This is a genomic window from Carnobacterium sp., assembly GCF_045617425.1.
Taxonomy (GTDB): domain Bacteria; phylum Bacillota; class Bacilli; order Lactobacillales; family Carnobacteriaceae; genus Carnobacterium_B.
In genome coordinates this window covers 152503-164550 of the sequence record NZ_JAZLIO010000022.1, presented here as the reverse complement: position 1 = coordinate 164550, position 12048 = coordinate 152503, and the positions used below count along the sequence as shown (strand labels likewise).

Annotated in this window: 9 protein-coding genes; all 9 read left to right on the top strand. The window is 34.0% G+C overall.

The genetic code is table 11. The annotated features are described in order from the left end of the window. Positions 1-159 precede the first annotated feature (159 nt). The 9 genes from pepA to coaE all read left to right on the top strand — a co-directional run bounded on the left by pepA (position 160) and on the right by coaE (position 11961). Positions 160-1239 carry a glutamyl aminopeptidase gene (gene pepA, locus ACKI3H_RS11930; RefSeq protein ID WP_407372461.1) on the top strand — a complete coding sequence of 360 codons (1080 nt, stop codon included), beginning with the start codon at positions 160-162 and terminating at the stop codon, positions 1237-1239. Positions 1240-1263: 24 nt separating this feature from the next. Continuing rightward, positions 1264-1581 (top strand): thioredoxin family protein, encoded by a 318-nt coding sequence (locus ACKI3H_RS11925; RefSeq protein WP_350466167.1) that lies wholly within the window; start codon positions 1264-1266, stop codon positions 1579-1581. Positions 1582-1614: 33 nt separating this feature from the next. Continuing rightward, positions 1615-2109 (top strand): universal stress protein, encoded by a 495-nt coding sequence (locus tag ACKI3H_RS11920; protein ID WP_407372460.1) that lies wholly within the window; start codon positions 1615-1617, stop codon positions 2107-2109. Continuing rightward, entirely contained in the window at positions 2102-2713 is a 612-nt protein-coding gene (gene ytpR, locus ACKI3H_RS11915; RefSeq protein WP_407372459.1) for a YtpR family tRNA-binding protein, read from the top strand. The genes ACKI3H_RS11920 and ytpR overlap by 8 nt, the downstream gene beginning before the upstream one ends. A 191-nt stretch (positions 2714-2904) precedes the next feature. Continuing rightward, complete coding sequence (locus ACKI3H_RS11910) at positions 2905-5736, top strand: DNA translocase FtsK (protein ID WP_407372458.1); 2832 nt, start codon at positions 2905-2907, stop codon at positions 5734-5736. A 456-nt stretch (positions 5737-6192) separates the two neighbouring features. Beyond that, the gene (murC, locus tag ACKI3H_RS11905; protein WP_407372457.1) at positions 6193-7524 is read left to right on the top strand and encodes a UDP-N-acetylmuramate--L-alanine ligase; all 1332 of its coding nucleotides are present in this window, start codon (positions 6193-6195) and stop codon (positions 7522-7524) included. A 251-nt stretch (positions 7525-7775) separates the two neighbouring features. Next, entirely contained in the window at positions 7776-10436 is a 2661-nt protein-coding gene (gene polA, locus ACKI3H_RS11900) for a DNA polymerase I (protein ID WP_407372456.1), read from the top strand. A gap of 70 nt (positions 10437-10506) precedes the next feature. Continuing rightward, the gene (mutM, locus tag ACKI3H_RS11895; RefSeq protein WP_407372505.1) at positions 10507-11343 is read left to right on the top strand and encodes a DNA-formamidopyrimidine glycosylase; all 837 of its coding nucleotides are present in this window, start codon (positions 10507-10509) and stop codon (positions 11341-11343) included. A gap of 18 nt (positions 11344-11361) precedes the next feature. Then, a complete protein-coding gene (coaE, locus tag ACKI3H_RS11890) occupies positions 11362-11961 on the top strand; it encodes a dephospho-CoA kinase (protein ID WP_407372455.1) in 600 nt (199 codons plus the stop codon). Positions 11962-12048: the final 87 nt, after the last annotated feature.

Genomic DNA, 12048 nt, shown 5'->3' with positions numbered 1-12048 from the left:
AATATTATTTTTTTATAGTATACCATGTTTAAAAATAAATGAAATTAAAGCATTCCTTCTTAAAATTAATTTGATTTAAGGTATAATAGAATAAATAGAATTTATAAGGGGGATAGATCATGTAGGTTGAAGTAAGAAAACCTATATGGGAAAATACTAATGGAAGATAAAACATTTGACTTAATCAAGAAATTAACCGAAGCACAAGGAACGAGTGGTTTTGAACACCGTGTACGGGATATTATGCGTGAAGAAATGACTCCATTAGTAGATGAAGTTCAGCAAGATGGTCTTGGAGGTATTTTTGGAATTCGCAAAAGTAAGATGGAAAATGCACCGAAAATTATGGTAGCTGCTCATATGGATGAAGTTGGTTTTATGATAGCTAGCATTTCAAAACAAGGTTTATTTAGAGTTGTACCTCTAGGTGGATGGAATCCGTATGTTGTTTCAGCACAACGTTTTACGCTTCAAACAGCTAAAGGCGACTACCCGTGTGTTTCTTCCTCTGTTCCACCTCACTTGTTAAGAGGCAAAGATGGAGCTGGGAGCAAATTGGATATCGCCGACATTTTATTTGATGCAGGTTTTGATTCTAAAGAAGAAGCTGAAGCATTTGGTGTACGCCCAGGGGATGCCATCGTACCTGATGTGGAAACGATAAAAATGGCTAATGGCAAAAAAGTTCTAAGCAAGGCTTGGGATAATCGCTATGGTACAACTGTTGTTATTGAAGCCTTAAAAGAACTACAGGGTGAGGAACTTCCTAATACATTAATTGCTGGTGCTAATGTTCAGGAAGAAGTAGGTTTACGTGGAGCAAAAGGAGCGGTTCATCAATTTAAACCAGATTTGTTTTTTGCTGTAGACTGTTCACCTGCTGATGACTTAACAGGAGACAAAACTAAATTTGGTCATCTTGGAGAAGGATTTTTATTGAGAATCCAAGATCCAGGAATGATTACTTTAAAAGGAATGCGTGAGTTCTTGCTTGATACTGCAGCAACACACAATATTCCTTATCAATATTTTGTTTCTAAAGGTGGTACAGATGCTGGCGCAGCTCATCAAATGAATAATGGGGTTCCTAGTGCAGTCATTGGTGTGTGCGCTCGTTATATCCACACACATCAAACGGTCTTTCATATAGATGATTATGCAGCAGCAAAAGAAATGGTTGTGCAAGTTGCACGTACTTTAGACCGCAGTACGTTTGAAACGATTATGAAAAATAATTAAGTGAACACAGAGAGGACTATTAAAATGGAATTATTAAATACAGTTGAGGAATTTTATATAATGGTTAAAGAAAGTAAAAGAAAAACGATTTTCTTTTTCACCGCTGATTGGTGTGGGGATTGTCAATTTATTAAACCAATTATGCCTGAAATAATCGAAAACCATTCTGAAATTGATTTTGTAGAAGTCGACCGTGATAAATTTATTGATCTTTGTGGCGATTTGTCTATTTTTGGAATTCCTAGTTTTGTGGCATTTGAAAATGGAGAAGAGACTGGACGCTTTGTAAACAAAGACCGCAAAACTAAAGAAGAAATAGAGCAGTTTATAGCAACTCTTTAATGGATAACTAAAATGATAAGAGGAGATGTGATTATGTTAGATACACAACAATACCAACGTATACTGATAGCAGTAGATGGAAGTGAATCTTCAGAAAACGCACTTACAAAGGCTATTAAAATAGCGGAAAGAAACAACAGTGAATTAATTATTGCTCATGTTTTTGATGTAAACTCTTATGCTTTAGGAATGATAGATACTGCGGGTATAACTGCTATAGATGCAATCGGAATTGATACGGACAAGGAAATAATGGAAAATCTTTTAAAAGAGTATAAAAAAGAAGCTACCAAACATAATTTAAAAAAAGTTGAAACAATCATGGTACAAGGCGCTCCAAAAATAGAATTAACTCAAGACATACCGAATGATTACCAAATAGATTTAATTGTGGTGGGGCACACGGGTATGAATGCTGTTGAAAGATGGATGATGGGTAGTGTGAGTGAATATATTACTCGTCATGCTCCTTGTGACGTGCTAGTTGTACGAAATAAAAAACAAGAAGAGGAAGTTAATAATGATTAGTATTTATAATAAAGCAGGCATTGGGGACACTCTTATTGTTATGTTAGACAATAGTGAACCTAAAGAACAAAATTTTGAAAAAAAACAGGATGTTGTTCGCATTTTTAAAGAATCAACCAACCAAACAGTTGGTTATAATTTTTTCAATAGTTCTCAATTTATTGCTATTGAGGGAACGGGGCAAGTATTTTTGACTAAGGAAAACATAAACAGCTTAAATGAAGCAATTGCTTTGGCTGGATTTTCCGATACTTTGGAGTCAGATGAATCTCCAAAATTTGTAATCGGAGAAGTAAAAGAATGTGTTGCTCATCCTGACTCAGATCATTTATCTATTACGCAAACTGAGGTAGATAATGGGGAAATACTTCAAATAGTTTGTGGGGCATCTAACATTGCTCAAGGCCAAAAAGTTGTGGTTGCTAAAGTAGGTGCTATGATGCCTAACGGAATGGCTATATGGGATGGAGAGTTAAGAGGAGAACCAAGTCATGGTATGATTTGCTCAGCTCGAGAATTAAATTTAAAAGGTGTTCCAGAACAAAAAGGGATTTTAGTATTGCCAGATTCAGCCGGAACAGGTGAACCATTTCAATTGAATTAATTTAGTATAAAGGCTCAAAAGCCCACTTTCAAAAAACAAGAAATGTATTTTTTGAAAGTGGGCTTTTTGTAAAGTCTTTTTTTGTGTCTGATTTGAAAAGATATCGTATGTTTCTTAAAGAAAGCACCTATAATCACGCTATTTTTTGTGGTAAACTAAGATTCGTAGTAAGGTAGGAAAGGAGGGTCATCATGCCCAAATATGATGGACCTAGTTATGAAAAAAATCAAGATCGCCAAAAAAAATTCAAGTTTCCTTTCTATCGTGATGCTGAGAACGCAGCGAGTAAGGAAGAGTTGATTAAAAAACCCCAATCAAAAAATAAAAATAGTCAACCAACTAAAAAAGTAATAAAAAGTGAAGGAAAAAATTCTAGAATTGATTTTACAACGTTTCAAAAAGACAATATTTCTGTTAGAAATTATCTCTCAACCATTGGGAAAGAGGAACAACAGAAACAACTTGAATTGAAAAAACAAAAAAAACAAGTTGAGAAAAGAATTAAACAAACAACTTATTCAAAAGAATCATTAAAACATGCAGCTACACCTTTTCAAGAAGGGAGAAGTTCGACTCCTTTTAAAGTTCAAAAGATTCCTTCTCCTTATCATGGATTTCAAGAGAGATCCAATAAGAAAATTAAAGAAATCAATTACACAACTATTCGTTTAGAATTAAAAAAGAAATCAGAAGATTTCTTGCTGTTTGAAGAGTATTTATTGAATGATTCAGGCCAGTCTTTTGTACATACAGAAGAGAAAGAAGAAGTACTTCAAGAAGCAGAGGCAATGCCAGAAGTAGAAACTGTACAAGAAGTAGAAGTATTACCAGAAGTAGAAACTGTACAAGAAGTAGAAGTATTACCAGAAGTAGAAACGGTAAAAGAGGTAGAAGTATTACCAGAAATAGAAACGGTACAAGAAGTAGAAGTATTATCAGAAGTGGAAACGGTACAAGAAGTAGAAGTATTACCAGAAGTAGAAACGATACAAGAAGTAGAAGTATTACCAAAAATAGAAATGATTCAAGAAGTAGATTTAATTCAAACACCAACACAAGAACTATCTGAGAAAATTACAGAAGTTGCTGCTAGTAATTCTGAATCAATAATTGTTGAGAGCTCGTTAAATGCTCCAAAGAAAAAGCGTGGATTATCTCGTTCTTTAGCTGGTATGATCGAGGAAGAGCAAAATATTCGACTTAATCGTGGGAAAAATGTAGCAAGGTATTTTGGTGAAGGGGGTACCTTACCCAAAATAGCAAAACCTGTTATTAAATCAACCCAGATTTTTAATAAATCTAAAATTCAAAGTTCTGAAGAAATAGAAAATATGGAACTTATGGCAGCACTAAGTCGAATGAATTATTTAGATAAACAAACATTTCCAACTAATGATTTAAAACAAACTGAAAAACCAGAACAATCTCAAGAAATCATTGAAACACAACCAGAAACACAACCAGAAACAACTCTTATCGAAGAAATTGAAGAAAGTAATTCTACTAATAGTATAGAAGAGTCAAACCAAGATGAGATAGAAAATACTGTAGAGATGAACAGTGAGATTACCACTTCATTATTGGAAATGACTGAAGAAGTATATGACGAAAACTACATGTTCCCATCTGTAGATCTTTTGCTTCGACCTGTAAAACTTGAACCAAATGCAATTGACGATTGGGTTCTAGAACAAGCAGAAATATTAAATGAGACTTTAGATGCTTTTAATATTCATGCTCAAGTAATTGGTTGGACAATTGGGCCAGCAGTTACTCAATTTGAACTTCAACTAGGCCGTGGGGTAAAAGTTAACAAAATTACAAACCTATCTGATGATTTAAAACTTTCGCTAGCGGCAAAGGATATTCGTATAGAAGCTCCAATTCTTGGGAAAAGTTCGGTAGGGATTGAAATTCCTAATAAAAAATCTAGACCTGTGATGTTATCGGAAGTGATGGAAAGTAAAGAGTTTAAAGAAAGTCATTCTCCGTTAACGGTTGCAATTGGAGTTAATATTGCAGGAGAAGCAGTTGTTTCGACTATCGATAAAATGCCTCATGGTTTGATTGCGGGAGCAACAGGTTCAGGTAAAAGTGTGTTCATTAATTCGCTTTTAGTAAGTCTATTGTACAAAGCTACACCTAGTGAAGTTAGGTTGATTTTAATTGATCCAAAAGCAGTTGAGTTGGCTCCTTATAATGAAATACCTCATTTACTTTCTCCTGTTATTTCTGAACCTAAAGCAGCAAGTGAAGCTTTAAAATGGGCAGTAAACGAAATGGAAGAACGTTATCAAAAACTAGCAGCAGCAGGAGTTCGAAATATCCAAGGCTTTAATGAAAAAGCAGAAGAACATAATGATTTTGGATTGAAAATGCCTTATATTGTAATCGTCATCGATGAATTAGCCGATTTAATGATGGTTGCCAGTAGTGACGTGCAAGATTCTATTGCAAGAATTACGCAAAAAGCTAGAGCAGCAGGTATCCATTTAATTGTGGCTACCCAACGTCCAAGTGTAGACGTTATTACAGGAACGATAAAAAACAATATTCCAACCAGAGTAGCCTTTATGGTATCTAGTCAGGTGGACTCGCGGACAATTTTAGATACAGGTGGAGCAGAAAAACTTCTTGGTAGAGGAGATATGTTGTTCCAAGAAAATGGTTCAGGCCGTCCAATACGGGTTCAAGGAACGTATGTTGAAAAAGAAATAGAACGAATTGTCAGACATGTAAAAGACCAACGACCTTCAAGGTATCTTTTTGAGCCAGAATCATTGATGGCTAAATTAGAATCAGTAGAAGGAAAAGACGAATTATTTGAAGACGTTCTTCCGTTTATTGTTTCTGAGGGTCAAATATCAGCGTCAGCACTTCAACGGAAATTTAAAATAGGATTTAATCGAGCAGCTAATTTGATTGAAACATTAGAAAATGAAAATTTTATATCAGGAAATAAAGGGTCTAAACCACGTGAAGTATTTTTAACTAAAGCTGATTATGAAGAAAAATTTTTATAAATAGTTCTACTGAAAAGTAATAAAACATGTTCCTCATAAGTCGACCTCCAAAACACTGGTTTTTGGGGGTCGTTTTGCGTCTTATATACCCTATTTAATTAGAAATAGATAATAGACATGTCATTTACAAAAATAGTATTAAAAAAAGATGTCAATTGTATAATTGAATCCGTTCACAATATTTCATTCTGCTAAGAGTCAGAGGAAAACGAGTTTTTAAGTGTGCTATTAAATTAATTCATGGTATACTAATTTCGTTGTAATTTTGTCTTTTTCAACTAACGCTAAACGAACCATCTTATTTTAATGAGAAATACAAAGATGGTTTTTTTTAACGCATCGTTCTATACTAACATTAAAGAACGTACTGGAATAGGATACATTAAATAGTCTCTCTCAAACATAACCATTCAAAAAGCATAAGGCTGAATTTACGAATATGGAGGAAATAAAGTAATGAAAAAAGAAACAATTTATCATTTTGTTGGTATTAAAGGTTCTGGTATGAGTGCTCTAGCTTTAATTTTGCACGATAAGGGATTTAAAGTTCAAGGATCGGATATTGAAAAATATTTCTTTACACAAAAAAATATTGAAGATGCTAAAATACCAATGTTAAATTTTGACAAAGAAAATATTCATCAAGGATTAACTGTTATTGCGGGAAATGCTTTCCCAGATACTCATGAAGAAATAGTTGCGGCTAATGAATTAGGCTTAACCGTTATTCGTTACCATGATTTCTTGGCACAATTTATTGGTCAATTTACTAGTGTTGCAGTTACAGGATCACATGGAAAAACAAGTACAACAGGATTATTAGCCCATGTGTTAAGTCCACTTAAAAGCACAAGTTACTTAATCGGAGATGGAACTGGTCATGGAGTACCTGATGCAGACTTCTTTATTTTAGAAGCATGTGAATACCGTCGTCATTTTTTAGCGTATCAACCTGATTACGCTATAATGACAAATATTGATTTTGACCATCCTGACTATTATAGCAGTCTTAGTGATGTTTTTGATGCTTTCCAATCAATGGCAGTTCAAGTAAAGAAAGCTATTGTAGCTTGTGGAGATGACGAACAATTACAAAAACTTCAAGCTAATGTACCAATCCTATATTATGGTTTTGAAGATCATAATGATTTTCAAGCTAAAAATATGACTCGTTCAACTACAGGTTCTACATTTGATGTTTATGTAAGAGATGAATTTTATGGACATTTTGAAATTCCAACGTTTGGTAAACACAATATTCTTAATGCACTTAGTGTGATAGCTATTTGCCAATATGAAAATATTGATAAAGAAGGTGTAATGGAAAACTTAAAAACATTTAAAGGCGTTAAACGCAGATTTACCGAAAAACAAATGTTGGACATGGTAATCATAGATGATTATGCACATCACCCATCTGAAATTCGTGCAACAATTGATGCCGCTCGTCAAAAATATCCAGATAAAGAAATTATTGCTATTTTCCAGCCACATACCTTTACTCGGACAGTTGCATTGCTGAGTGATTTTGCGGAATCGTTGAACTTAGCTGATTCTATTTATTTATGTGATATCTTTGGATCAGTACGTGAAAATCAAGGAGACATCACGATACAAGATTTAGTCAATAAAATTGATAATGGAGCGACAATATTAAGTGAAGAAAATATGTCACCATTGTTGGACCATCATGATGCAGTTGCTATTTTTATGGGAGCTGGAGATGTTCAAAAATTTGAATTAGCATACGAAACATTGCTAAGTCATTCGTCACTAACAAAAGAATAGAAAAAAGACCAAAAGCTATGAGATTAACCCATAGCTTTTGGTCTTTTTCAAAACTTATTTTAATTAATGGACCATCTGAAGAATGCTAAATTAAATTCAGAAGTTCCAACACTAGAGAAATGGTGAAAATGGTAATCAAGTTCGCTATCCTTCTATTTTTTTGTTAAAATAATAACGATAAGTAAGGTTTTTAAAAGGGATTATTAGATAACTAAATTAATCAAAACAGTAGCAGCTAAAGGAGTTTTATGATGAGTGAGAAAAAGAAATTAGTATTGATAGATGGAAATAGTGTTGCATATAGAGCTTTTTTTGCATTACATTCTCAATTAGAAAGAATGAAAAATAAAAATGGTTTACACACGAATGCATTATATGGTTTTCATAATATGATTGATAGTGTATTAACAAAAGAAAAGCCAACACATGTCTTGGTTGCTTTTGATGCTGGGAATACAACCTTTCGCCATAGTTTCTTTGATGACTATAAAGCAGGTCGCTCAAAGACGCCAAGAGAATTTTCAGAACAAATGCCTTATCTTAGAGAATTATTGGATGGATTTGGGATTAGACATTATGAATTAGAAAATTTTGAAGCAGATGATATTATTGGAACTCTGGCAACACAAGTTGATCCCAAAATATATGATGTAGTCGTTATATCTGGTGATCGAGATTTAACACAATTGGCAAAAGAGAATGTTCGAGTAGACATCACTGTAAAAGGTGTTAGTGAGTTAAAAGGGTATACACCTGAATCGATTTATGAAGAGATGGGAATCAGCCCGCTTCAAATCATTGATATGAAAGGTTTAGCAGGGGACGCGTCAGATAATATACCAGGTGTGACAAAGATTGGCGAAAAGACAGCTCTTAAGTTATTGAAAGAGTATGGATCGGTAGAAGGAATTTATGAAAATATTGATTTATTAAAGAAAAGTAAAATGAAAGAAAACCTGATAAATGAAAAAGAAACAGCACTACTAAGTAAACGACTTGCGACTATTGATACCGATTCTCCTATAAAAGTTGGTGTTGAAGAATTGAGTTTCAATGGACCGAACATGGAAAAACTTATTTCCTTTTATAAAGAAATGGATTTTAATTCTCATTTAAGTAAGCTTGATACTGCGGAATATGATGCAGAACAAAATAGTCAAAAAGAAGCTATTTCATATACGATCGTTACGGAAATTACAGAGAATATGTTTAATGATAATATGGCGCTTTATGTAGAAATGTTAGGGGATAACTATCATACTTCTCCTATTTTCTGTATTGGATGGGGAGATGACGAACATATCTATGTTTCGGAACCAGAAGTTGTTTTTGCATCAGATGATTTTAAAAACTGGGCAAAAGATAAAAGAGCTCAAAAGCAAGTATTTGATGCTAAAAGGACCTATGTTGCATTAAAGAGGCAAAATGTGGATATTGTATCAATTGACTTTGATATCTTGTTGGCTTCTTATTTGCTAAACACAAAAGACAATAGTAAAGATCTATCGGAAGTGGCTACAGAACATGAGTATTATGAGGTTTCCTCAGATGAAAGTGTTTATGGAAAAGGAGCAAAAATTGCAATTCCAGAAGAGAAGACTGTGACATACGATCATATTGCAAGAAAGATAAAAGCGATTCGCATTTTAAGTAAACAATTAGGAGAAAACTTAGAAAAAAATGAGCAAACTAAGTTGTTTAATGAAATGGAATTACCTTTATCCATCGTTTTAGCAGAAATGGAACTCACTGGTGTAAAAGTAAATGACAAACGATTAATGGAAATGAAAGAAGAATTTGCCATTCGTCTAACAGATATTGAACAACGAGTATATGAACTAGCTGGTGAAAAATTCAATTTAAACTCACCAAAACAATTAGGCGTTATTTTATTTGAAAAGATGGGTTACCCTGTGATTAAAAAAACTAAAACAGGTTATTCTACTGCAGTGGATGTTTTAGAGCAATTAAGAGAACAAGCTCCGATTGTTGAGCACATTTTAGACTATCGTCAAATCGCAAAAATACAATCCACTTATATAGAAGGTTTATTGAAAGTAATCGATAAAAAAACTGGGAAAATTCATACACGTTACATGCAGACAATTGCTCAAACGGGACGTTTAAGTTCAGTTGATCCGAACTTACAGAATATTCCGATTCGATTAGAAGAAGGCCGAAAGATTAGACAAGCGTTTGTCCCTAGTCATGAAGGTTGGGAAATATTTGCATCTGATTACTCGCAAATTGAATTGCGTGTATTGGGTCATGTTTCAGATGATAAATTATTAAAAGAAGCTTTTATTGAAGGCCAAGACATCCATTCAAGTACAGCTATGCGTGTATTTGGTATTGCATCTCCAGAAGAAGTTTCTTCTGAAATGCGTCGTAGAGCTAAAGCAGTTAATTTTGGAATTGTTTACGGCATAAGTGATTATGGTTTATCGCAAAACTTAGGAATCAGCCGAAAAGAAGCACAGCAATTTATTGATACGTACTTTGAAAAATATCCTGGCGTAAAAACATATATGGAAGATATCGTAAGAGAAGCAAAAGATAAAGGGTTTGTTGAAACACTCTTCCAACGTCGTCGTTATTTACCTGAAATCAATTCTCGAAATTTCAATTTGCGTTCATTTGCTGAAAGAACAGCTATTAACACGCCTATCCAAGGGAGTGCAGCAGATATTATAAAAATTGCTATGATTAAAATGGATAAAAAATTAAAAGAGTCAACTCTGCAAGCAACTATGCTGCTACAAGTACATGATGAACTAATTTTTGAAGCACCTAAAGAAGAAATTGAACAATTAAGAGCCTTAGTTGTTGAAGTTATGGAAGGTGCAGTAGAATTATCTGTTCCATTAAAAGTCGACAGCAATAGTGGGAAAAGTTGGTATGAAGCGAAATAATAAAATTTGTGTTTTTGCTATGATTATTTGTAGCAGAAGCACTTATTTTTCTAGAAGGGAAGAAAGACGTTTGCCGGAATTACCTGAAGTTGAAACAGTTAGAAAAGGTTTAGAAAAACTTGTATTAAAAGCAACGATAGAATCCGTTGATGTATACTGGAATCGTATTATTTCAGGACCAATTGAACCTACCGAGTTTAAACAAAATTTAATGGGTGAAAAAATTATTGAATTTGATAGACGAGGCAAATACATTATCATTCGTTTTAAACAGTGGGCGTTGGTTTCTCATTTGCGAATGGAAGGGAAGTATGAAGTAGAAGAATCATCAACACCTTTAAAAAAACATACACATGTGGTTTTTCATTTAGCGGATGGAAGAGACTTGCGTTATTTGGATGTGCGCAAATTTGGTAGAATGATGCTTGTGCCGCTAGGAGACGAGTTCACGGCAACTGGTATAAAACTATTAGGTCCAGAGCCTACGGTAGAGGCCTTTGATGAAGCAGCTTTTTATAAGAACTTGCAAACTAAAAAAAGAGCTATTAAGCCTCTTTTATTAGATCAAAAAATAGTAGCAGGTTTAGGGAATATCTATGTAGATGAAGCATTGTTTTTAGCCAAAATAAATCCTTTAAGAACAGCGAATAGTTTACGAAAAATTGAAGTTTCTCAGTTACATGAAGCCATCATAAAAGTACTTGGGGATGCAGTTGAAGCGGGTGGAACGACCATTCGTACGTATCAAAATGCATTAGGAGAAGCGGGCTCTTTTCAAGTAAAGTTGTCTGTCTATGGCAAAAAAGGGCTGCCGTGTGTTCGTTGCGGTACACCAATCGAAAAGATTAAAGTTGCACAAAGAGGGACTCATTTTTGTCCCAATTGTCAGCGATTAATGATTCATTAATAAAAAAGAGGCGATAGAATGACTGTGATATTAGGATTAACTGGAAGTATTGCTACAGGGAAGTCAACTGTTAGCAAAATTTTTAAAGAACAAGGTTTTCCTGTAGTGGATGCAGACCTAGGAGCGAGAGAAGTCGTTAAGCCAGGAACAGAAGGATTGTGTGAAATAAAAAAACAATTTGGAGATATCGTTATTTCAGTTGATGGTACATTAAACCGAGCGGCATTAGGAAAAATCGTGTTTAGAGATGAAGAACAAAGAGAAAAGTTAAATGTAATCTTAACTGAACGCATCTATCAATGGCTGATGGAACAAAAAAAAGAATGTTTAAAACGAGACCCTGAGATTGTTGTTTTGGATATCCCTCTTTTATTCGAGATGGGTTATGAAAAAGAAGTGGATCAAGTGATGGTAGTAGCTACGACAAAAGAAATTCAAATCGATCGATTGATGAAGAGGGATAAGATAGGAAAAGAAGAGGCAATTCAAAAAATCAACTCTCAACTTCCAATTTCAGAAAAAGTTGTTCTTGGAGATAGCGTTATTGACAATAACGGATCAACTGAAAATACGAAACAACAAGTTATAAAATGGATAGACAAAATAACAGCCAAATAAGAGATAAAAGAACAAGGAATTTCGCTTGTTCTTTTTTTATAGATCAAATTTGCACCTTATTTACCCGGTTTTATCTCTAGTTTTTGT

Excerpts from the sequence above, each read along its gene's own strand:
- pepA (WP_407372461.1), top strand. The coding sequence starts at position 160 with ATGGAAGATAAAACATTTGACTTAATCAAGAAATTAACCGAAGCACAA.
- ACKI3H_RS11925 (WP_350466167.1), top strand. The coding sequence starts at position 1,264 with ATGGAATTATTAAATACAGTTGAGGAATTTTATATAATGGTTAAAGAA.
- ACKI3H_RS11920 (WP_407372460.1), top strand. The coding sequence starts at position 1,615 with ATGTTAGATACACAACAATACCAACGTATACTGATAGCAGTAGATGGA.
- ytpR (WP_407372459.1), top strand. The coding sequence starts at position 2,102 with ATGATTAGTATTTATAATAAAGCAGGCATTGGGGACACTCTTATTGTT.
- ACKI3H_RS11910 (WP_407372458.1), top strand. The coding sequence starts at position 2,905 with ATGCCCAAATATGATGGACCTAGTTATGAAAAAAATCAAGATCGCCAA.
- murC (WP_407372457.1), top strand. The coding sequence starts at position 6,193 with ATGAAAAAAGAAACAATTTATCATTTTGTTGGTATTAAAGGTTCTGGT.
- polA (WP_407372456.1), top strand. The coding sequence starts at position 7,776 with ATGAGTGAGAAAAAGAAATTAGTATTGATAGATGGAAATAGTGTTGCA.
- coaE (WP_407372455.1), top strand. The coding sequence starts at position 11,362 with ATGACTGTGATATTAGGATTAACTGGAAGTATTGCTACAGGGAAGTCA.